General features: G+C 67.3%; 16 protein-coding genes and 1 pseudogene. 8 read left to right on the top strand and 9 right to left on the bottom strand.

The window, feature by feature from the left end:
- Positions 1 to 29: 29 nt before the first annotated feature.
- The gene (locus tag AC1XX3_RS13470; RefSeq protein ID WP_483321648.1) at positions 30 to 3,611 is read right to left on the bottom strand and encodes a bifunctional glycosyltransferase/CDP-glycerol:glycerophosphate glycerophosphotransferase; all 3,582 of its coding nucleotides are present in this window, start codon (positions 3,609 to 3,611) and stop codon (positions 30 to 32) included.
- Positions 3,612 to 3,817: 206 nt separating this feature from the next.
- Here AC1XX3_RS13470 and AC1XX3_RS13465 point away from each other — a divergent pair, with 206 nt between their 5' ends.
- The 3 genes from AC1XX3_RS13465 (at position 3,818) to AC1XX3_RS13455 (ending at position 7,256) form a co-directional block, all read left to right on the top strand.
- Entirely contained in the window at positions 3,818 to 5,767 is a 1,950-nt protein-coding gene (locus tag AC1XX3_RS13465; RefSeq protein ID WP_483321647.1) for a glycosyltransferase family 2 protein, read from the top strand.
- Positions 5,768 to 5,925: 158 nt separating this feature from the next.
- On the top strand, positions 5,926 to 6,384 hold the full coding sequence (locus AC1XX3_RS13460) for a GtrA family protein (RefSeq protein WP_483321646.1): 459 nt from the start codon (positions 5,926 to 5,928) through the stop codon (positions 6,382 to 6,384).
- Entirely contained in the window at positions 6,381 to 7,256 is an 876-nt protein-coding gene (locus AC1XX3_RS13455) for a glycosyltransferase family 2 protein (RefSeq protein WP_483321645.1), read from the top strand. Before AC1XX3_RS13460 ends, AC1XX3_RS13455 begins: the two co-directional genes overlap by 4 nt.
- On the opposite strand, the gene AC1XX3_RS13450 is transcribed toward AC1XX3_RS13455, so the two are convergent.
- Positions 7,233 to 7,850: a class I SAM-dependent methyltransferase gene (locus tag AC1XX3_RS13450; protein WP_483321644.1), complete on the bottom strand. Its 618-nt coding sequence runs from the start codon at positions 7,848 to 7,850 to the stop codon at positions 7,233 to 7,235. The two genes, AC1XX3_RS13455 and AC1XX3_RS13450, sit on opposite strands and share 24 nt — an antisense overlap.
- A 114-nt stretch (positions 7,851 to 7,964) precedes the next feature.
- On the opposite strand from AC1XX3_RS13450, the gene AC1XX3_RS13445 reads away from it, so the two are divergent.
- A complete protein-coding gene (locus AC1XX3_RS13445; RefSeq protein ID WP_483321643.1) occupies positions 7,965 to 9,374 on the top strand; it encodes an SDR family NAD(P)-dependent oxidoreductase in 1,410 nt (469 codons plus the stop codon).
- A gap of 9 nt (positions 9,375 to 9,383) precedes the next feature.
- Positions 9,384 to 10,328, top strand: a pseudogene (locus AC1XX3_RS13440) (glycosyltransferase family 2 protein); the annotation flags it as partial.
- Positions 10,329 to 10,710: 382 nt separating this feature from the next.
- On the opposite strand, the gene AC1XX3_RS13435 reads toward AC1XX3_RS13440, so the two are convergent.
- Both AC1XX3_RS13435 and AC1XX3_RS13430 read right to left on the bottom strand, forming a co-directional pair.
- Positions 10,711 to 12,201, bottom strand: a complete 1,491-nt coding sequence (locus AC1XX3_RS13435) for an MFS transporter (protein ID WP_483321642.1) — start codon at positions 12,199 to 12,201, stop codon at positions 10,711 to 10,713.
- A 280-nt stretch (positions 12,202 to 12,481) separates the two neighbouring features.
- Positions 12,482 to 13,510 (bottom strand): helix-turn-helix transcriptional regulator, encoded by a 1,029-nt coding sequence (locus tag AC1XX3_RS13430; protein WP_483321641.1) that lies wholly within the window; start codon positions 13,508 to 13,510, stop codon positions 12,482 to 12,484.
- A 103-nt stretch (positions 13,511 to 13,613) separates the two neighbouring features.
- Here AC1XX3_RS13430 and AC1XX3_RS13425 point away from each other — a divergent pair, with 103 nt between their 5' ends.
- Complete coding sequence (locus AC1XX3_RS13425; protein ID WP_483321640.1) at positions 13,614 to 14,135, top strand: DinB family protein; 522 nt, start codon at positions 13,614 to 13,616, stop codon at positions 14,133 to 14,135.
- A 17-nt stretch (positions 14,136 to 14,152) separates the two neighbouring features.
- Here the strand turns inward: AC1XX3_RS13425 and AC1XX3_RS13420 are convergent, their stop codons facing one another.
- Positions 14,153 to 15,601 carry an HNH endonuclease signature motif containing protein gene (locus tag AC1XX3_RS13420; RefSeq protein ID WP_483321639.1) on the bottom strand — a complete coding sequence of 483 codons (1,449 nt, stop codon included), beginning with the start codon at positions 15,599 to 15,601 and terminating at the stop codon, positions 14,153 to 14,155.
- 290 nt (positions 15,602 to 15,891) lie between these two features.
- Here AC1XX3_RS13420 and AC1XX3_RS13415 point away from each other — a divergent pair, with 290 nt between their 5' ends.
- Entirely contained in the window at positions 15,892 to 16,608 is a 717-nt protein-coding gene (locus AC1XX3_RS13415; protein ID WP_483321638.1) for a DUF2238 domain-containing protein, read from the top strand.
- Positions 16,609 to 17,049: 441 nt separating this feature from the next.
- Here AC1XX3_RS13415 and AC1XX3_RS13410 read toward each other — a convergent pair whose 3' ends face one another.
- Together AC1XX3_RS13410 and AC1XX3_RS13405 are read right to left on the bottom strand one after the other, a co-directional pair.
- Complete coding sequence (locus AC1XX3_RS13410; RefSeq protein ID WP_483321637.1) at positions 17,050 to 17,739, bottom strand: DNA alkylation repair protein; 690 nt, start codon at positions 17,737 to 17,739, stop codon at positions 17,050 to 17,052.
- A 229-nt stretch (positions 17,740 to 17,968) separates the two neighbouring features.
- Complete coding sequence (locus AC1XX3_RS13405; protein WP_483321636.1) at positions 17,969 to 18,979, bottom strand: helix-turn-helix transcriptional regulator; 1,011 nt, start codon at positions 18,977 to 18,979, stop codon at positions 17,969 to 17,971.
- 125 nt (positions 18,980 to 19,104) lie between these two features.
- On the opposite strand from AC1XX3_RS13405, the gene AC1XX3_RS13400 reads away from it, so the two are divergent.
- Positions 19,105 to 19,500, top strand: a complete 396-nt coding sequence (locus tag AC1XX3_RS13400; protein WP_483321635.1) for a RidA family protein — start codon at positions 19,105 to 19,107, stop codon at positions 19,498 to 19,500.
- Between the two features lie 143 nt (positions 19,501 to 19,643).
- Here the strand turns inward: AC1XX3_RS13400 and AC1XX3_RS13395 are convergent, their stop codons facing one another.
- Positions 19,644 to 20,663 (bottom strand): hypothetical protein, encoded by a 1,020-nt coding sequence (locus AC1XX3_RS13395; RefSeq protein ID WP_483321634.1) that lies wholly within the window; start codon positions 20,661 to 20,663, stop codon positions 19,644 to 19,646.
- On the bottom strand, positions 20,660 to 21,295 hold the full coding sequence (locus AC1XX3_RS13390; RefSeq protein WP_483321633.1) for a TetR/AcrR family transcriptional regulator: 636 nt from the start codon (positions 21,293 to 21,295) through the stop codon (positions 20,660 to 20,662). The genes AC1XX3_RS13395 and AC1XX3_RS13390 overlap by 4 nt, the downstream gene beginning before the upstream one ends.
- Positions 21,296 to 21,442 lie beyond the last annotated feature (147 nt).

Genomic DNA, 21,442 nt, shown 5'->3' with positions numbered 1-21,442 from the left:
GCCCTCTCGTCATATCCGCTGGTCGTGGTCTAGTTGTGCGACGTCAGCCTAGGGCCTTGGTCGGGACCGAAGAACGCATCCACCACCCGCGCCGATGCGTGGCCGTCGTGCAGCCCGTGGAACGTCTGGTTGAACTGCGCTCGTGCTGGCGCGAACGATGCGGACACCCGGTCGAGATCGAGCAGCGCCGCCGCCACCTCGCTGGTCGTGTCGAGCATCGGACCGGGCGCCGTCGGTGCGTACTCGAACAAGGCGGTGCGGGCGCTGAGATAGTCGGCCAGGTCAGGCACGAAGAACAGCACGGGTTTCCCGGTGATCAACCAGTCGAATCGCAGCGAGGAGTAATCGAGCACGGCGACGTCCGAGGCGAGGATGAGGTCGTTGATCTCGGGGTACGAGGTGACGTCCACGACGGTTGCCGACGACACCTTCTCCCCCGCGCGGAGGTTGTAGTTGTGCCCACGGACCAGGATCACGAAGTCCTCGCCGAGTCGGGTGGTCAGATCATCGAGGTCCAGCGCGTCGAACAGCTTCGCCTTGAAGGCCCCGGTTGCGCCGGTATCGCGCCAGGTGGGTGCGTAGAGCACGACCCGCTTATCGGCCGGCACCCCCAGCCGCGCAAGGATGGCGTTCCGGGAGACCTCAGGGTCGTCAACCACAAGATCGTCGTCACGGGGATAGCCGGTAACGAGCACCTCACCGTCGTAGCGGTACTCCTGCCGATACATCGGCTCACAGAACTGGGCCGGCACCAGGATCGAGTCCCAGGCCGTGGTGCGGCGCTCGCACTCGGCATCGATGATCAGATCCGACTTGCCCTGTGCCCGCCACAAGGAGATGCCCATCGACTTGAACGGGTACCCATGGAACGTCTGCAGATAGCGCTGGTACGGCCGCTTCCGGAAGAACCTGTCGAAGTCGATGTTCTGACAGAGGTATCGGGCCGACCCGACCGCCTGGTACCACTCTCGTGAGCCGATCAGGACCGGATCCGCCCCCTCGGGCAGCACGACGGATCGGTCTGAAACCGCCCAGACCAGCTCCAGCGGGGCCTCCCGTCGGCGAAGCTCCTGATGGATGGCCAGTTGGCTGTCGGTCGCGAACTCGCCGCGATAGCACTGGAAAAGCACCATGTCGCGCGGAGTGAAGTCGGAGGTCTGATACCAGGTGGCAAGTTGGCCCCGGGCGTAACGGCTGCGTTCGTCGTCGGCCAGTGGCGCCCGGAGGCTCAGGCTGAACCGGTTGGTGGCCGGAACCCGGGCTGCCGTCCAGCCATGCCAGCCGGTCAGTCCCTCGATGGGGCCCTGTTCCAGGAATGCCTCGGTGACCCCACACACCAACCGGTCCTCTGCCGCGTCGGCGGCGGGGAGCTCGACGACGTAAGATCCCGCCGGCAACGGCAGCGACGGCCCGCCCCACCGAGACGCTGAGGCGGGGAACTCGAGGCGCCAGTATTCGGCGACCGGGATCGACATGTCTGGTCGGGTGAGCATGGTGACCTCGTCGACCGGCACCCGTACCGTTGGCCCGACCAGCACGGCGCGCTGCAGATCGGCTGCGCTCAGCCCCACCGCTTCCACCTCCACCGCGATTCCGCCGTCGTCGACGTGGACGGCGGTGGTGTGGACGAAGCTGTGGCTGGTGGTGGCGTTGCAGAAGCCGCGGGGTGAGCGTACCCACGCCGCACTGTCCGGCCCGCCGCCGACCTGGACTCCGGCCGATAGCTCGTCCGGCCAGGACAAGCGATGCTTCGCACCGGAATCGTCCAGCACCCGGATGCTCCATTCCCGGGCGATCGGGCCGAGGGGCAGATCAAGCGCGAACGAGTACGTCCCGTCCGACAGCTCCTGCAGGGCGGCGTCGATCCGGTCATCGTCGCTGGTGGCGCGGATGGCCACCACCGGAGCCGGTAGCGGGTGCAGCACCCGGATCCTGCCGGCCAGGCCGCCACGGCCATCGGCGGTCAGTTCCTCCGCCCGCAATTGGTCGCGGCGCAGGTGCACCAGGAACCCTCGAGCCGGGTCCAGGACTGGCACCACGCGGATGAGGTCGTCGCCCGACCGCAGGTCGCGAGCCCGCATCCGCAGCGCGACGCCGTCGCGCACCGGCGATCGCAGCGGGCCGATCCGCTCGACTCCCTGGCTGGTCACCCGGAACTCCAGCACCCAGCGGCGCGATCCCGCCGACGCCGCCGGCCCTGGGAGAGCATCGACGTCGATCCGGGTGACGAAGCCGGACCTGTCGAAATCCTGGTTCAGTTGGTTCGCCCAGCGGTTCGCACCAGGGTCGATACGGAGCTCGATCGGTGCCGCGATCCGCTCCCCTGACTCCGCGTCCACCAGCGCCAGCTCGACCGCCGGGGTCTCGTCGGCGAGGTCCACGCCACGGATGAAGACCCATCCCTCCACCACCAGCTCGCCGGGGCGGTCATCGCTGGACCAGTAGGCGGTCCGTACCGCGCCGGACAAGGCGGTCTGGCTGTCAGCCAGCTCCAGGCAGAGGTCGGGCACGGTCCCGGTGACCCCCGACGCCTCAGGCAGGGCCGCTCTGACGCGTCCGTTCACGACTGTCGTGGTCGGGATGGCGCCGTTGAGACGGAAGAACTCGATCAGCCGCTCGAGTTCTGACCATCGGGCCTCAGAACCCAAGAACACCCGCAGTCGCCGGTCGACGCGCACGTGCGGCCACGCACTCGGCGGCGCCACGGCGAAGAAGAACTCACACGCATGCTGAAGCCGCTCCCGATAGGCGGCGTCTCCGTGGGCCGCATGTTCGAGATACTCCGCCAGCTCTGTTTCCAGCACGCCACCGACCCAAGCACCCGACACCTCCGGGTTGGCATCCTCGCGCAACACCTCCCAGACCGACTCCAGCACCCGGACCCGCTGGTCCAGCGCCGCGTAGTCGTAGCGTCTGCGGATCAACGTGCCCGCATCGGTGCGTTGCTGCTGGTGATAGGTGGCGCTCTTCAGCACGTCGAAGGCCCGCGCCCGGGTGTAGGCCGTGATGGCGGCCAGCTGGTCGTCGAAATCCTCCGGCGCGATATCGGCCAACACGGTGTCGACCCAGAACGTTCGCCGGAACATACGGTTGACCAACATCAGATCCTGCATGGCCGCGGGAAACTCGTCCAGGGTGATCGCGGTGCGGTCGAAGTCGTGCACTGCGTTCACCCAGGCCGGCCTGGTGCCCCGACCATTGCGCACCCGTTGGACGGCGCCGACCACGAAATCGGAACCGCTGCGCTGCAGCATGCGCGTCATCGTCGCGTAGGCCGCCAGCGGCAGCGTGTCGTCGGCGTCCACGAAAGTCACGAACCGACCTCGGGCATCCCGGCCGCCGATACGCCGCGCCGATCCGAGGCCATGCCCGGCAGCAGGCACCACCCGTACCCGTGGGTCGCGAGCGGCCGCCTCGCGGACCGCGGCAGTCTGCTCCGCGGTCGTGGTCGTGTCGACCACGATCACCTCGAGCCGACGGACCTGCTGTGCCAGAACCGAATCCAGGCACTCAGGGAGGAATCGATTCGTCGATTGGGCGACCACGACCACGCTGACCTGCGGCGCTGGTGACTTCTGCGGCACCGACGGCGTACGGCCGCCGCTCGCCACGCGCGCGATCCTTCTGAACCCTCGCCCTGCCAGGCGTCTGAGTCGGACGACGGCGGGGTGGCGAGGCATCAGGTGGTGAGTCTTTCTCTGTGCTGTTGCGGCGCGCCGCCGGGGCGAACACGACGGTGGTCAGGATGCACTATAGCCAGCGGTGAGGCAGATCCAGGCTAGCCTCGTACCCCACACGTCGTCGGAGAGGTAGTTTCTTGGCCGCCAAAGTAAGCGTCATCGTCCCGGTCTACAACCCGGGCCAGTACATCGAGCCCTGCCTGAACTCCCTGGTGGGGCAGACGATGCCGGCCAGCGAGCTGGAACTGATCTTCGTCGACGACGGTTCCACTGATGACTCGCTGGCCCGGCTCCGCCGGTTGGAGGCGGAGCACCCACAGGTCACAGTGATCTCCATTCCGAACTCGGGCTGGCCCGGCAAGCCCCGCAACGTCGGCACCGACGCGGCGCAGGGCGAGTACGTGATGTTCGTCGACCAAGATGATCAGCTCGAGCCCGAGGCCTTGCAGCGGATGTACGACCTCGGGTCGGCCAACGGGGCGGACGTGGTGCTCGGCAAGGTGATCAGCGACTTCCGAGGCGTGCACCACAATCTCTACCGCGAGCAGCGTCCCAAGTGTGATGTCTTCTCCGCTCAGCTGATGAACAGCCTCACACCGCACAAGATGCTGCGGACGGAGTTCTTGCGTGAGCAAGGCATCCGCTATCCCGAGGGTCCGCGGCGGCTCGAGGACCAACTCTTCATGACCAAGGCCTATTTCGCGGCGCAGTCGGCCTCCATCGTCGCCGACTATGTCTGTTACCGCTATCTCCGCCGTCCCGACGGCGGCAACGCCGGCTCCAAGAGGATCGAACCCGCGGGCTACTACGCCAACCTCCGCGAGGTGCTCGACGTGGTCGATGCGTACACCGCCCCGGGCGAGGTCAGGAACGAGTTCTACCGCCGTTTCCTCCGCACCGAGATGCTGGGCCGGCTGGGCGGCTCACACCTGATGGACGCCCCGCGCGACTATCTTGACTCGCTGCTGCACGAGGTCCGAACGTTGATGACGGAGCGCTTCAGCCCAGACGTCGACGCGGGGATCAAGGTTGCTTCGCGGATCCGGGCGGCGCTCGTCCGCAGCGGGACGATCGAGCAGATCGCCGCGCAGGCGGCACGGATCGACCAGCTGCGGCCGAATGTACGACTGACAGGGCTGCGGGTGGTGCGCGCAACGGCTGCTGAGATCACCGTCGAGGCCGTGATCATGGACGGGGACCAGCCACTGGCCTTGGCGCCGGGCGCCGATGGCAGCTGGATGCTTCCACGCTCGGTGACCGGCGACGGGGTGTCCGACGCTGACCGCACCGTCGAGGCGGCTGCCGACATGTCCGGCGACATCGTTATCAGGCACCGTGAGCTGCTCGATGAGTGGTTCCTGCCTGGCCGTCTCCAGGGCAGCGTCGTGGAGGTCGGTGGCCACGGCGAGATCCACTTCTCCGGGACGGCGACGGTGGACCCGATGCGCGCTGCCGGTGGCCAACCGTTGCGGGACGGCCTCCATGACTTCTTCGTCCGACTGGAGGCGCTGGGTCTGACCCGGAACCGACGGTTGGGCAGCGTCCGTGCCGAGGAGATCACCGACGCACCTCTGATCTTGGATGCAAGCGGGCGCATCGACCGGCTCTACGACACCTCGCTCGGCAACCTGAGCCTCAACGTGGCGGCCCGCCGGCATTGGCTGCAGGAGAGGCTGGAGGCTTCGAGCGTGGAGTTCTCCCGGCACGGTGTCGCCGTCGATCTGGACGTCTGCTGGAGCAACGGGCCGCGCCATGGCCGGCTGACGCTGGCCCCGACCGACGGCGGTCGCCCTCTTCACGGCTCCCTCAAGCCGCAGTCCGACGCCAGTACGGTGTGGACCGCCTCTCTCGACCGGGGCCGGTTGCGAGCACCGTCTGGCGACTATCGGGTCGAGTTGACCGTTCCGGGCCCGACCCGCACCGGCGGGAAGCCCAGCCGACCGATGCCCGTCGTACTGCAGCAGACGGTGCACGTCGACGGGCGCGTCCGGGCGCGCTGGGCGCTGTCGTCGGCCCGGTCTGCCGGACGCCGCGTGCTCAGCCATGGGCGCCGTGTGGTGAGTGATCGCCTAGCCCGGCGACGCTGATGGTGAGAACTGGCCACGAGACCTCTGGAGACGGCGTCGCCAGCGAGCGTCCCGTCGTTCGGCAGGGCGCCAACTATAGTCACGGCAAAGTAGCTGCCGCGTAGGCGAGCAGGTCGTCCTCTGTTCGAAGCAGGTCCCGATCGTCGGAAGAGAATTTTGTGGTCATCAGTGAGCCCCTCGCGGCCCCGGCGCAACCGGCCGGACCACTGTTGCGCGTCATCCGCGACCAGCGGGTGGCTTTCGTGCTGGTTGGAGCGGTCAACACCCTCGTCGGGCTGGGATGGTTTCTGTTGTTCCATGCCCTGGTGGGTCCGATCGCGGGCTACATGGTCACCTTGGTCTGCGCCCATGTGACTTCGGTGCTGTCCGCCTTCCTCCTGCACCGCTACCTCGTCTTCCGGGTGCGGGGACACTTCTTCCTCGACTTGGGGCGCTTCGAACTGGTGAACCTTGCGGCCCTGGCTGCCAATGCGGTGCTACTGCCCTTCTTCGTCGAGGTGATCGGCCTCGGCGTGATCGTGTCCCAGGTGCTGGCCACCTGCATCTCGATCGTCACCACCTACATCGGTCATCGCGCGTTCTCCTTCCGGCGTCGCGCGGCCGGAGCTCGCTCGTGAGCGGTCCCCGGGTATCGGTTGTTGTGCCCTCGTTCAATAACGCGGCCTACATCGAGCAAGCCCTCGACTCAATTCTCGCCCAGAGTTTCGTCGACTTCGAGCTGGTGGTGTCGGACCACTCCTCGACCGACGGCACCTGGGAGCTGCTACAGCCCTATCGACGAGATCCGCGCGTTCGACTGTTGCGTACGCCCCCGGGCGGCGGCGCCGAGGCGAACTGGAACCGCGTCACCGACGAGGCGGTAGGGGACCTCGTGAAGCTCGTCTGCGGTGACGACCTGCTTCGGCCACAGGCGCTCGAGCGACAGGTCAGGGCACTCGACACGGCAGGTCCGGGTGCGGTGATGGTGGCATCGCCGCGCGACATCGTCGACGCCGACGGCGCAACGGTGATTCCCAATCTCGGCCTTCGCGGCATCCGCGGGAGGGTCTCGGGCACCGCGGTGCTGCGGCGCTCGGTGCTGGCGGGAGCCAACATTTTCGGTGAGCCGTGCTGCGTCTTGTTCCGCCGCTCGGTGCTGACCGATATTGGCGGCTGGCACGGCAACCCCGGCTACATGATCGACCAGGCCACGTACTGCCGGGCGCTGTTGCACGGTGACCTGGTGGCCACCGACGGGCCGCTGGCCGCCTTCCGGCTCAGTTCCAGCCAGTGGAGCCTCCAGCTGGTTCGAGAACAGGCCGCCTCTGCCGCTGCGCTGCACTCCGAGCTGGCCGCCATGGTGCCCGGGCTGCTCTCCAGGACTGATGTCCGTCGCGGTGATGCGATGGCCACCCTGCGTGCCGCTCAGCGCAGGCTGGTCTACCTCTATCTCGGGGACCGGATCAAACCGCAGCAGCGCGCCGACTCAGTGAGGCTTGACCGCACGTAGGCAGAACTCGTTGTAGATGAAGGCCCGGCCGAACCGGCGCGGGAACGGGAAGCTGAACCACGTGGCCGGCGTCAGGCCGACTTCGCGGGAGAGGACGGCCAGGTCCTCACCTGTGGTGAACCGGACGTGGGTGGGGTCGCTGGCGTAGCCGCGCTCTTGAGGACAGACGAAGAAGACAACGCCGCCCGGCTTCAGGTACGGCAGATACATCCGCAGCAGCGCCCGCGCCTCGTCGGCATTCATATGCTCGATGACATGGGCGAGCAGGATCGAGTCGAAGGCCTCCGCGACCCGCAGCTCGCTCGTCTCCCACTCCGCCACTGTCAGCGCGGTAACGCCACGCTCTCGCGCAACCTGTACTGCCGCGGCGTTGTGGTCGACTCCGACCGAGCCGTGTCCCAGCGTCTGGAGATTACGCCCGATGCCGCAGCCGACGTCGAGGGTTCGCCCGAGGTGCTGGCGACGCAGGTTCCACTGGTACGGCGCCTGCACGTTCAGGACGCGCTTCCACAGGACCTGCTGCTTCGCCTGCAGCCGCCGTGCATACTCTTCCGACGCGGTATCGGCTCCAGGTCGGTCTGAGGTCGGGGTCACGGACATCCTTTCGGCGGGCACGGTAAGGGCTGGACGTGAGGCTATCGCTAACGCCAACGCGCCGCGTCGCGCCGCTTCGCGGTTGGCACATCTGGTGCCGCTAGAGTGCTTCCAGTGAAACACCAGCGCAACATTGCAGTCATCCTCGCCGGTGGCACCGGCACCCGCGTGGGGCTGAGCATCCCCAAGCAGCTGATCAAGATCGCCGGCAAACCCATCATCGAGCACACCATCGCAGTGATGCAGCAGTCACCGGTCATCGACGAGATCATCGTGATGATGACACCGGGCTATCTCGACGAGGTACGGTCCATCGTCCGTACCGGCGGCTACGACAAGGTCACCCAGATCCTCGAGGGGGCCGGTACCCGCAACGACACCACCGCTGCGGCGCTCGCGGCGCTCGGCGACGAGGACTGCAACGTACTGCTGCACGACGCCGTTCGGCCGCTGGTGTCGCAGACGATCATCTCGGCGAACGTCGAGGCGTTGCGCACCCACCGGGCGGTGGACACCGCCATCGCGTCGGCGGACACGGTCATCCAGGTCGACGGCGAGTCCGAGACGATGGCCGATGTACTCCCCCGGCACCTGCTGCGGCGCGGCCAGACCCCGCAGTCGTTCCGGCTCTCGACCATCCGCCAGGCGTACGCCAATGCCGCCCTCGACCCCGACTTCACCGCCACTGACGACTGCACCGTGGTGCTGCGCTATCTGCCCGAGGTCCCGATCGCCGTGGTGCCCGGTCACGAGCGCAATATGAAGGTCACCGAGCCGATCGACGTCTACATCGCCGACAAGCTGTTCCAGCTGACCTCGGCGGACCGGCCGGCGCCGCTGTCCGACGACGACTACCGGGCGCTGCTCGACGGCAAGACGATGGTCGTCTTCGGAGGCTCGTACGGGATCGGTGGCGACATCGCCGAGCTCGCCCGCTCGTACGGCGCGCGCGTCTGGATCTTCTCGCGCTCCGCCACGAACACTCACGTGGAGCGGCGGGAGGATGTGGCCGCCGCGGCCAGAACCGTGCTGGCCGAGTCGGGCCGGGTCGACTTCGTGGTCAACACCGCCGGTGTGCTGCCGCGCGGAGGGCTGGCCGAGACCAGCGAGGAGACCATCTTCATGGCCACCGAGGTGAACTATCTGGCTCCGGTGTTCATCGCCCAGGAGTTCTACGAGCACCTCAGCGCCACCGAGGGCTCGCTGCTGCTGTTCACCTCGAGCAGCTACACCCGGGGCCGGTCCGGGTATTCGCTCTACTCCTCGGCGAAGGCCGCAGTGGTGAATCTCACCCAGGCGCTGGCTGACGAGTGGGCGGCCGACGGTGTCCGGGTGAACTGCGTGAACCCCGAGCGGACCGGGACGCCGATGCGGACCAAGGCCTTCGGGGACGAGCCCGCGGGAACGCTGCTGGAGTCGACCGAGGTCGCCCGCCAGTCGCTGGACGTCCTGTTGTCGGGACAGACCGGGCACATCATCGACATCCGACGCGAGGACGGGCCAGCGGCGCTCGCCAACGGCTGAGGGCGACGGATGGACCCGCAGGCGCCGGCGGTGTCGGTGATCATCCCGACCTACAACAGCGCCGGTTTGCTGGCCATCGCGCTCGATCATCTGCAGGCCCAGACCCTGCCGGCCGATGAGATCGAGGTCATCGTCGTCGACGACGGGTCCACCGACGAGACGCAGGCCACGCTCGCCGAACGGGCCCGGTCGTGGCCGCAACTGAGGATCCTGCGCCAGGACAACTCCGGCAAGCCCAGTGTTGGGCGCAACCGCGGGATCGCGCTCGCCACCGGTCGCTATCTGTTCTTCCACGACGCGGACGACTACCTGGCTGAGGATGCACTGCGCCGCCTGGTCCAGGTGGCCGACACCGAGCAGTCGGATGTGGTGGTCGGCCGTACCGCCCGGGTGGGTCGGCCGACCCATCACCGTCCGAATCGACGGACGGCGCTGGACGCCGACCTGGTCAAGGACCGGGTGTGGTCGTCGCTGAGCCCGCAGAAGCTGATCCGTCGTAGCCTGGTGAACCGGCTCGGCGTGCAGTTCCCCGAGGACATGGTCCAGGGCGAGGACCAGGTCTTCATCGGCACCTGCCTGTTCGCGGCGGGAAAGGTGTCCCAGCTCGGCGACTACGAGTACTACTTCCGGCGTACCCGCGACGACGGTCAGAACCTGTCCCGGCGGCCACAGAGCCTGCTGAACAAGGAGCAGACGGTGACCAGGATGACCGCGCTCGTGGTCGCCAACACCGAGCCGGGACCACGGCGCGAGTTCCTGCTCAAACGCGTGCTGCTCTGGACCCTGTCCACCGCCTTCGGCCACGCGTTCGTCGAGGCTGACCCCGCCACCCAGGAGGCGTTCCTGGCCACGCTGCGGGAACAGGTGCTGCCGCACCTGACCGAGTGGCACCTGTCCGAGGCGGAAGACCGGGCCCGGATGATGCTGCTCCTCGCCCGCGATGGCACCGCGGCCGACATCGTCGAGGCACGGCGCCGACTTCGACGTGCGGACCCGTATGAGCGCTCGAGCGGCGTGCTCCTGTGGGACCTCGGGGACCGGCTGAACCGAAAGCTCGGTGCCGCGCGGCGGACAGTACGCGACGACCCCGGCCTGAGGGTGTCGCTGGCGTCGGTGCGGCTGGGCGTCGAGCGGGTACGCATCGAGGTGGCCACCGGTGCGGACACCCCGGCCCCCGGGCTTCAGCTGCTGGCTCGCGCGCGGGCGCCGCACCGCGGTGAGCTGCGGGTCGAGCAGTCGGGCGGGAGCAGCGCGACGGCCGTGTTCGACGTCGGAGCCATCCGGCTCTGTCGCGCACTGCGGCCGGCTGGCCGGTCCGACCACGCGGACGCTGACCTCAGCGGTCCGGTGCGGTGGGACCTCCTGATCGAGGCCCGCGCCGACGGCGCCACCTTGGCGAGCGCGCGACTGCCGGTGACGCCAGGGAGCGAGCAACTCGACGCGCTGAAGGCTCGTCGCCGTGTCGGCGGACTCTCGCTGTATGCGACGAAGCACCACAACGTGACGCTGATCCTGCGATGGCCGCCTCGGGTGCGACGGCTTCTGGTTCGCGCTCCGCTTCCTCGCTGAGCCTGACTGGATCGGCCCCCGGGCGGGCCAGCTCCAGTGACCGAACACTGGCCCGTGTCGCCACCAGAGCGACGGCCACCACGATCACCGCACCGCCGGCGAGGAAGCCGCTGCGAGGGGTCAGGGTCTCCGCCATCACCCCGGTCAGTGCCAGGCTGATGGGCACAACGCCTTCCAGGGTGATCGACAAGAGCCCCATGACGCGTCCGAGCTCGTGTGGTCGAGTTGTGGTCAGCAGCAGTGCGTGCACGGTGGTGCCGAAAACGCCCGAGCCGAGCCCGAGAACCACCGCGCAACCGGCTACAACCTCGAAGGTGTGGACGAAGGCCATGCCGACCAGGGCGGTCCCCATCGCCAGCACGGCTCCGAGGCTGACCCAGCCTGCGCGCGGTATCCACTTGACGAACACCAGGCCAAAGCCGGTGATCGCGGCGCCACCGCCGAACGCGCCCAGCAGAGCCCCGGCCCCGGCGGCTCCCCAGCCTTGGGCGGATGCCAACAGCGGGATCCCGATGGTGACGGGGCCCGAGAACCCCAGGTTGAGCGCACCGGTGAGAACGAGCAGCCAGAGCAGCGCCGGGTTCTTCACGACCACGGCCAGGCCGTGCACCACCTCAGCAGCGAACCGTCGCGCCGGCTGCTCGCCTCCCGGATCCGTTCTCGTCGGTGGTGCGGATGGAGTCGTCAGCCGCACCCGGGCGAGGCAGGCCGAGGACACAGCGAACAGCGCTGCGGAAGCAGCGAAGGCCGCGCCGGGTCCTGCCCAGGCAATCAGGACTCCGGCGAGCGGGCCGCCGGCCAGCAGCACGATGCGTTGGGTCACCGTGCGAAGCGCGGCCAAGCGACCCATCAGGTGCGGAGCCGCGAGCCGCACCGGGAGCGCACCGATGGCGGGCAGGAAGAGCCCGTCGAGTGCCCCGACGACCAGCGCCACGCAGATCAGCTGCCAGGTCGGCATCGTGGTGGCCAACACGATCGCTGCGGCCGCGAGCACGACCGCCGCGCGGCCGGCATCCGTACCGACGACGACGCGTTTCGGGTTGGCCCGGTCGGCTACCGCCCCACCCACAACCAAGATCGCCAGCCGCGGGATGGATGCCGCGGCGATCACCAGACCCACCTCGGTTGCGGATCCGACCTGGATCGCTGCCCATGTCAGGGCCAGGAAGAACATCTGGTCGGCCAGCAGCGATGAACCGAATCCGACCATCCAGCCCGCAATGTTCCCGCGGGTGGTCACCGTGGCCTGCTCACTCATCTGCCCGGTCACCCATCTGCCCGGTCACTCATCTGGCTTGGTCGATGTCGGTGCACCTTGGCTCCGAGACGGGCGTGAGCGAGCGCGCTGCGTCCGGTCGTCAAGTCAACCTGTACTTGATGGGGTGCATGTGGGTGCGTCCCTTCCGTGCGGTGAGCGCGGCCTGAGCGGTCACGACCGAGAGGGGACGACCTCCGGAGCCGGGTCTCGGATCGTCACGCTAACACCAACAGTGCATCCTGTGGGTCTTTAGACACAGACCATGCTTTGTTGTGATGCATCACGACGGTCGTGACACTTCGCCCCGGAATACGGTCGCAGCATCGGCACCTGCCGGTCGGCTGACTGCCCGGGTGAATCGGTCACCCCAGGCCCGCACCTGGTCAACCAACTCCGGTGGCGACAACACCTCGAAGTCGGCCCCGACCGCCCCGATGGCCATCAGGGGCCACTCGAACGCGTCTGTGGTCATCCGTATCAGGCAGCGCTCCTCCCCCATCGGCTCGGCGACGCACCACCGCCCGATCTGCTGTTCCACCACGGTCGCCGGCGCCTCCATCACGACCTCGATCTCATAGCCGGCACGAGCCGCGCGGATGCCGGCCTGGACGAACTCCGCGGCGTCGCTGGCCGGCAGCGGCCGAGGCGCGAAGCGGTCTCCGGTGTGGCGGGGCTCGGTTGCCCGGTCCACTCGGAAGCTGCGCCAGTCGTGGCGGCGGAGGTCGTAAGCGACCAGATACCACCGGCGGCCGGTCGAGACCAGCCGATGGGGTTCGACCAGTCGCTGTTCGATCACCCGCTGCTCGGATGATTCGTCGCCGCGGGCGGGATACGCAAACTCCAACCGCTCGGCGTCACGACATGCCTGGGCCAGCGTGATCAGCACGTCCGAATCCACCGTCGGCCCGGGGGTCAAGGTGAGCGGAGTCGTTGCCGCTCGGAGTGCCTCCACTCGGCGGCGAAGCCGGGGTGGCATGACCTGGACCACCTTGGTGAGGGCGCGCACCGCGGCCTCCTCCACACCTGCGACGTCACCCGACGTGGCGGCGTACATGCCAACAGCCAAAGCGATCGCCTCGTCGTCGTCGACCACCAGCGGCGGCAGTACAGCGCCGGGAGCCAGCTGATATCCACCGTCCACCCCTGGTGCCGCCTCGACCGGGTAGCCGAGCTCGCGGAGCCGGTCGATGTCGCGCCGGACGGTGCGAACAGACACCTCCATCCGCGCCGCCAAGTCCTGCCCGGACCAGTGTCGATGGGTCTGTAGCAGCGACAGCAAACTCAGAGTTCGTGAGCTGGTGTTGGCCATGTCTCAATATTGCTGCACATTGCGGACAGAAAGTGTCCGCATCAGTTTCTAGGTTGGTGATCACCACCGACGCGGACCCGATCCGCAGACCGAGAGGATCGCCATGACCACCGAGACCAGCCCGACCCAACAGCTCACCGGCGAGCGCGCCGACCTCGCCGAGACACTGACTCAGCATCGCCAGTTCCTGCGCCAGACCGTGCAGGGCCTCACTGACGAGCAAGCAGCGCTCCGCACCACGGCCAGCGAGCTGTGCCTCGGTGGATTGATCAAGCACGTCACGGCCACCGAGCGGGAGTGGGCAGCGTTCATCGTCGACGGCGCCGCATCGGACAACGGCGAACCTGACTACGCCGCGTACGCCCTGCAGTTCCAGATGCTCCCCGGAGAGACGCTCGACCTGCTCCTTGACCGTTATGCCGCGACCGCAGCCGACACTGATGCGCTCGTTGCCACCGTCGACCTCGACGTATCCCATGCGCTGCCGTCCGCGCCGTGGTTCGAGCCTGGTGCCCGTTGGTCGGTCCGCCGGACGCTCCTTCATCTCATCGCGGAGACGTCGCAGCACGCCGGCCACGCGGATATCATCCGGGAGTCCCTCGACGGGTCGAAAACGATGGGTTGATCTTGGCCGCCGCCCGGTCATGCTGCGCTCGCCGCCGGTGCTCGCGCGGACTGGCGGTGCATGGCGGTGGCGGTGTGCCAGATGCGTTCGGTGAAGGCATTGTTGCCGAGGGCGTGGGTGCCTTGGCTGGTGACCAGATAGAGCCAGCCGTGGGGTGAGCGCCACAGGTAGTGACCGGGCACGGGTTGTCGCAGCCTCCACCGGCCGTGGGTCTTCAACCGGTGATGCCGCCGGTCCAATGGGCCGAGGTTCTCGAGGCTCGTCTGCCCGGCCGGGCCGTTGTTGGCGTAGGGAATCGTGTGGTCCACATCCATGCTTCGGCTCAGGCTGGTGCTGTATGGGAAGACGTCGGCGGGGTTGCGCAAGCGGAGTGCTTCGCGGTGGCGGTGGGGAATCTCGTACGCATCCACCGGCGCCGGATCCGGATCAACCACCGGCCGCACGGTGATGGTGTTCGGGGTGTCACGGAGGAACCGGCGGAGCTGGTCCACGGTGACCGGCCCATCGCCCTCGATCCGACCGACCAGATCAGTAGGGCCATCGGCAGTCAACGCTTCCTGACTGAGATGCACATACAGGGTGGTCTGCGGCCGCGCCTTCCCCGGATCCAACCCGGTCGGTCCGTCGAACCGCACCGACTGATGCGTGTCCGTCTGAGCCGGGTCGTCACAGGCGGGCTCGACCTGTTCACACGGGTCGCCTTGGTGGGCCTGCAACATCGCCAACGCCGTCGCCGGCTGCCCCAGGATCCCGATCGCTTTCGATCTGCGGACTCCGATCGGACCGGTATCGCCTTCCAGCTTCAGAATCTCCGCGATCCGGTTGACCATCGCCACGAACCAGACCACATCACCAGCGTTGGCCCGGGCGACCAGCACTTTAAGTCCGCCGACTTCGGTCCGACCGGCCCGGACGAACCGTTCCGCTTCCCACAATCGGGCCCGTGCTTCCGCACCGACTGGGTCGGCGCTCATCACCGCCGCCTGCAGCAGATTCTCAAACCGCGCCCACGAGATCGCCCCGATTGGACCGCACACCATCGCGTCCACGATCGCCGCTGCTTCGGCAGAGAGGTGGCGGGTGTGTTGGGCGACCTTACGCGCCTTCCACCCGCGCACCTCACCGGCGAGGACCCGCGCCCACAGCCGCGGGAACCGGTGCCGCAGGTCCAACGCATCCGCCATCTGCGCCGACGCGGCACCGGTGGTCGTCTCCTGCAACGCCCCCAGCTCACCGGCGGCGTACTCCGACACCAACGGTGTCCCATCCCCACCCAGCTGCCGAAACCGCTCACCCAACGGCCCGCCATCAACCTCACCATCCGGATCGGGTCCGTGCAGGTCAGCCCAATGGGCGGCCACCACCAACAAGCGCGTCTCCGCCATCACGACCAGCCGGTGCAGCTCAGCCACACAGGCCGCGACAGCGGCCGTGTCGGCTGGTAACTCGATCCCCGAATCGAACATACGTACAATTTAGGACCTACCACTGACACTTTCCCCGCTCATCCACAGCCATCCTGGTGCTCATCTCCACGTCGGTCCCGGTGCGCCGGCGTTCGTGACGCTGACCAGTCCGGCCGCCGAGCTGGTAACCGCGGCACCGGTCACCGCGCGCTCTTCGACTCGTCGCCCCGCCAGCGCTCAACACGGTCATGGCCGACCGCGAGCAGCGGGGCGCGGGCGGCGACCCGTCCTCCAGCCGCTCGGCCCATGCCGCATGATGGGTGGGTCGCAGATCGCGAGGAGGGCGAGCTATGCCTGACGAGCAACGCCGCGCGCAGTTCGCGGCCGACCGTAGGACCGCCGCGGGGCGGGTAACGGTGGTGCTGCAGGTCGTCCTCGGCGGCGCCCTGGGCGTGGCCTTGATGCGCCGCGAGTGGGACGCCGGAGTGTCGATCGCTGGGGCTGCCGCCATCACGCTGCTGCCCTGGGCGCTGCGCCGTCTGGGCGTGGCCGTCCCGCCCGGTTGGCAGCTGGTCCTCACCGCCTTCGCCACCGGCGCCCTGCTCCTAGGCTCGACCGCCGGCTGGTACGGCCGGTTCTGGTGGTGGGACCTGGTGCTCCACACTGCCAGCGGCGTGTGCTTGGCCATTGTGGGGTTCGTCCTGCTGTTCGCCCTGAGCCGCGCCGACGTGCAGGAGGCGCGCGACCACCCCTGGTTCGTCGCCCTGTTCGGGTTCACCGTCAGTGTGACGTGCGGCGTCTTCTGGGAGTTCGCCGAGTGGGCGGCCGACTCACTCATCGCCTCATTCGACCTGGAGGCGGGCCGCTCCTACATCGACACCATGCAGGACCTCCTCGTCGACACGCTCGGCGCTGCCCTTGCAGCCGTCTTCGCTCTGGTGCACCTGCGCACCGGCCGCAACAACTGGGTCTCCCGCGCAGTCAGGGCGTTCCTGACGCGCAACCCCCAGCTGTCCGCTGCGGAGCCGGACACGGGTGCTGCTCCTCGTAGGGAGGATGAGCCGTAGGGTCTTGCCCGTGCATGCCGCGCCGGAGACGGGTCCGCTGGCGGTCTTCGCCATCCCTGGCTACGACCCCAGCGTGCTGGTATCGATCGGGCAGGGCTCGATTCTGCCATTGGTAGCCCTGTCGTCGTGGTATCTAGGGGCCATACGGTCGCGACCCTCGTCGTCGCGCTCACCGGCCAACTGTTCGGCGCCTGCGCTGTGACGCCCTGGACCTGTTCGAAGCATTCCTGAGCGAACCCAGCGGGGCGTCCCCAGGGAAGTCGGCCAGCTCACTGTTTCATGCGCAGCGCGCGGCCGGAGCTCGGAAAGGACCGGAGCGGACACATCCTCAATGTCTCCTCCATCCTCGGCCTGCTTTCCTTCCCAGCTGGGGTCTGTACGGAGCGGGGAAGCTTTCCCTCGGGGCCCTGACCGAATCTCTGGCGGCCGAGCTAGCCGCCATCACCGCGGACTGACCCGGTCCTCCGCCTCACGTCGACGCACGATTTCGCTGATCCAGATGGGGGCGAAAGGCGACGTGCAGTTGGCGGGCGTCGGGTAATCCTTGAGGACCTCCAGTCGCTCGCCGATGTCGATCGCCCGGCCGCGATGTTCGGCGTGCTCGATCCCGATCTGGCTAAGGCATTCGTTCATGGCCCACTGCAGGCGATCCGGGGCATCCTTCATCTCCGCTTCAACGAGATCGAGCAGACCAGACAGATCGAGACCCGCGGATTTCTTCACCACCCGCTCGGTCGTCAACGCCCACCCGGCGCTCGCCACCACGGGATCGGGATCGACGAACCAGGCCAACCGCAGCTCTTCGCAGTGCGGACTTTTCTGAACGACATAGTTGACCAGCCAGCCGTGCACCTTGGGGGTACGCGCCTGCCTCAGCATCGTGTCCAGCTGCTCGGCCTCGAACTCCTTGGGACGGCAGACCAAGATCGCCAGGAGTCGTGCGGCCGAGTCATCTGTTTCCCACAGCTGATGCGCGAGGTTGTGCTGGGTCTTCAGCCTTTTCGCGACGGCGCGGAGCTTGGTCAGGTTCACACCATGATCATCACCGTGCGCCTGGTTGACCTCACGCACCCTCGGCTCCTCCAGCGCGGCCAGTTCGCTCATCACATCGGCCAGTGTCGGCTCGACCATCGCGGTCTCCCTACTCACTCGGCGGAATCACATCGGCGCGGAGGATTGACGATCACACCTGACGTGGCGATCACATTGCAAGTCACGATAGCGAACCTCGCCGCAGGCGGGGCGAAACCCTGTCATCACCTCGGCCGTCGCAGGAGGTGACGGCGCCGCAAGACGCTTCGCCATCACCCCCACACAGATAGGTACAACCGAGAGTTCGAGTCGGACTCAGACACGGCGCCTACCACCGACCGGGATCAGGTGGACGATCCACGTGATCAACCTCGGGAACCTCATACCGGGCGGCGAGTCTCTTCGCGCGCTCGCGAAGAGCGGCGCGCAACGAGATCGGAGCTAGGACTTCGGCGGCGGTATCGAGTTGCCAGATCGCCCAGACCGCGTGTCGCAGGTCCTCGAATGTCACGTCGAGTCGGACCCACCCGTCTGCTTCTGTTTCCTCGGTGCGGACGGCGCGCGCGATGTTCAACAATTCTTCTCGTCTTGACGGTGCGACCCTGACGAGCACCGAAATGTGGTTCTCGGAGAGGAATTGAGCGCTGCGCTCGGCCCAGATGCGGTCGAGGTCGACCTGAGCGGGACGCTGCGCCGGCTCTGGAAGCATTTCGGCTGTCAGCATCCGCGACAGCCTGTAGGTGCGGTCTTCTCCGGACGAGACGGCTAGCAGGTAGGTCCGGTCGCGGACAGTAACCAGACCGATCGGATCGACGGTGTAGGAGCGAGGCTTCTTGTCGGCGGTTGCGTAGTCGAAGCGCAGCTTGTGTCCGGTGAGCACTGCATGGCGGACCTCGTTCATCACACCTTCCGCTAGGTCCTCGGTGACCAGTCGCCGTGAGAGCAGATCGGTCTCCGGCTCGACCAGGAACCGCCGGGCGGCATCGTCCAAGTTCGCTCGGTGGCCTTCGGGCAGCGCATCGACCACCTTGCGCATCGCGGACGCGAGCGGTGCGCTGAGCCCGAAGGCCTTCTCACCGCGTCCTGACCCGGCCGTCAGCAGTGCGAGCGCTTCGTCATGGTTCAGGCCGGTCAGCTCGGTGCGGAAACCGGGAAGCAGGGTGAACCCACCGTGTCGGCCGCGGTTCGCATACACCGGGACGCCAGCCGTGGACAGGGCCTCGATGTCGCGCAGCACCGTGCGCGCGGACACCTCCAGCTCACCGGCCAGCTCGTCTGCGCTCATCCGACCTCGCTGGCGCAGCAGCAGCACCAGCGAGACCAACCGATCGGCGCGCATAGTTCAACTTTACTGAAAACATGACACAAGGTGTCGTGATTCATTGGAAGGCTGGGTGCGCGGGCGTCAGAGACGACGGCTACCCAGCCGCCGGGTGTTCGCAGTCGCAACGATTGGAGTCGCAAATGGAACGAACAGCAGTCAACCCGGTGATGTGGTCGCAGGAACTGGGCTTCAACCAGGGCGAGGTCGTCTCCGGGCAGACCCGGACCCTCTACATCTCGGGGCAGACCGCCATGAGCCCCGACGGCCGGCCCGAGCACAACGGGGACATCGCGGCCCAGTTCGCGCTGGCCCTGGACAATCTCGAAGCCGTGCTCGCTGAGGCCGGCATGTCGCTGGCGAACCTCGTCCGCCTCAACGTCTACACCACCGATGTGGACACGCTGTTCCCGCACTACGGAGTCCTCGCCGGACGGCTGGGAGCGGCCGGGGTCGCGCCCACGACCACGATGCTCGGGGTGACCCGTCTTGCGATCCCCAGCCAGATGGTCGAACTCGAAGGAACCGCCGTCGCGTAACGCAAACGGTGCCCCTCCTGCTGCTCGCGTCGGCCTAGCCGACCGAGCAGCAGGCAGTGGGGGAACATCCGATGCCACGGCCCGCCGCAGATCGGCGCTGCTTCTTGCGCCGGCACCGCTCGACGGCGGTGCCGGCTCGGACATCAGTCGATGGAATTCTGGGAGTAGCGGTTCGCGATCAGGTGGAACGCAGCCTTGGGCTTCCATCGGTACGGGCGTTCGTCATCTCCGGGCAGGACGGTGACGATGCCGTACCCGGCCATGTCGACGTCGCTGCGCGGATCGGACGAGTGCGGGTTGTAGGGCTCGATGAACTCGAACACGAACGCCCCGTACACACCCTCGGCTTGGTAGATGTCAAGCAGCTCAGACAGCTGATCGGCTTGCACCTGCTCGTCGCGGACATAGTCTCCGTTCAAACGGGGCACCCCGCTGCTCATATCGATGACATCGTGGCTCGTCGGCCCCTTCTCCGCCGCGCCTCGATAGCTGCCGGACCCGAACTCGGTGATCATCACCGGCTTGCCCCATCGCTGGAATCGGCGCAGATTCTGCACATAGCGGGCTCGGTTGTATCGCAACCGGTAGTAGTCCAGGCCCACGACGTCGAATCGCTGCCAGCGCACCCGCTCCCACAGCCCGGCGCTGTAGGTGATCTGGCCGGCGAAGCGGGCGCGGGCCGTGCCCACTGCGTCCTCCAGGAAGGCGTTCAGCCGACGGTTGTAACGCGGAACCATCGGCCACGACAGCGGCGATGCCAGGTGGGCGGCTCGTTCGGCATGGGTGGTTCCTGGAACGAGGCCCGCCATGAAGATGGTGAACTCGCACCCAAGATTGAGCACCACTCCTGGATGCCGCCGGCGCAAGACCTCGGCGGCTTCCGCCATCGTGGCCAGCTGATCCAAGGTCTGCTCGCGGCTGCCATCGACGAGCCGCGGTTGCAACCAAACTTCGAGATCCTCGTCCAATGCCACCTCGGCGGCCTGCACGAGGCGATCGACGGGAGTGCCGAAGATGCCGATGGCGTTGGCATGCAGCTCACGACGGATCGCCTGAATCTCCGTGATCACCAAGTCGTCGCGCCAGACCTGCCGTGACAGGCGTCCACCGGACAGGTAGTTGGTGCCCACGTCGTAGTTGACGCCGCGGCGACTGAGACTCATGGCCGCTCAACACCGCGTGAGGTGGCGAGTGCGAACAAGGTGACGAGTTCGCCCGCATAGACGTCGAGGTCCTCTGCGGGATCTTTGGCGAACTGCGCGAGGGCTCCGTCCAGACTCTGGTTGATGCTGATCGCCATCACCTTGGCATCGAACTCCCGGAACTCCCCGTTACGTTGCCCCTGGCGCAGGATGTCGGCGAGCATCGCGACCACCGTGTCGTTCGACTCGGCCTCGAAGTGCAGACTGCCATCGTCGTTGCGATGGTTGGTCACGATGCTGCCAACGGCCAGCAGCTGCGCCCGGTGGTCCCGCAGATACTCAAGCTGTGAGGAGATGAAGGCTTTCACCTTGCCCTCGGCCGTGTTCTCGGCGACAAGCCGTGGTTCGACGAATTCCCAGATGTTGCCGTAGATCTGCGTCACGACCTGTTCCAGGAGCTCTTCCTTGCTCGTGAAGTGGTACGAGATCACGCTCTTGGAGATGACGGCCTGCTCGGCGATCCGGGCCAGTGATGTCTGCGCGTAGCCCATCCTTCCCACGACCTGGATCGCGGCTTCGATGATCTGGTCGCGGCGAGCCGCCTCGATGATCGGGTTCCTTCGTCGACCGATCGGTCTAGTGTCAGGTCGCATAGACTGAGAGTAGGCCACTCGGCCTACGGAGGCAAGGGCTGTTCTCGCGGATCGACTCTCGTCGGGGGCCTCTGCGGAGAGACACACCCGCTCCGCATCGAAAGCTGCGGTCAGGTCAGCCGAATTGAGACGCTAACTGGTCTCCTT

This window comes from Microlunatus sp. M237 (assembly GCF_056896895.1).
Note: the sequence above shows the minus strand (reverse complement) of the source record. Positions and strands in the feature narration are given on the sequence as shown.

What these genes read in the sequence shown, in the direction of transcription:
- AC1XX3_RS13435 (WP_483321642.1), bottom strand. Translation starts at nt 12,201, where the DNA reads ATGAGTGAGCAGGCCACGGTGACCACCCGCGGGAACATTGCGGGCTGG.
- AC1XX3_RS13430 (WP_483321641.1), bottom strand. Translation starts at nt 13,510, where the DNA reads ATGGCCAACACCAGCTCACGAACTCTGAGTTTGCTGTCGCTGCTACAG.
- AC1XX3_RS13425 (WP_483321640.1), top strand. Translation starts at nt 13,614, where the DNA reads ATGACCACCGAGACCAGCCCGACCCAACAGCTCACCGGCGAGCGCGCC.
- AC1XX3_RS13420 (WP_483321639.1), bottom strand. Translation starts at nt 15,601, where the DNA reads ATGTTCGATTCGGGGATCGAGTTACCAGCCGACACGGCCGCTGTCGCG.
- AC1XX3_RS13415 (WP_483321638.1), top strand. Translation starts at nt 15,892, where the DNA reads ATGCCTGACGAGCAACGCCGCGCGCAGTTCGCGGCCGACCGTAGGACC.
- AC1XX3_RS13410 (WP_483321637.1), bottom strand. Translation starts at nt 17,739, where the DNA reads ATGGTCGAGCCGACACTGGCCGATGTGATGAGCGAACTGGCCGCGCTG.
- AC1XX3_RS13405 (WP_483321636.1), bottom strand. Translation starts at nt 18,979, where the DNA reads ATGCGCGCCGATCGGTTGGTCTCGCTGGTGCTGCTGCTGCGCCAGCGA.
- AC1XX3_RS13400 (WP_483321635.1), top strand. Translation starts at nt 19,105, where the DNA reads ATGGAACGAACAGCAGTCAACCCGGTGATGTGGTCGCAGGAACTGGGC.
- AC1XX3_RS13395 (WP_483321634.1), bottom strand. Translation starts at nt 20,663, where the DNA reads ATGAGTCTCAGTCGCCGCGGCGTCAACTACGACGTGGGCACCAACTAC.
- AC1XX3_RS13390 (WP_483321633.1), bottom strand. Translation starts at nt 21,295, where the DNA reads ATGCGACCTGACACTAGACCGATCGGTCGACGAAGGAACCCGATCATC.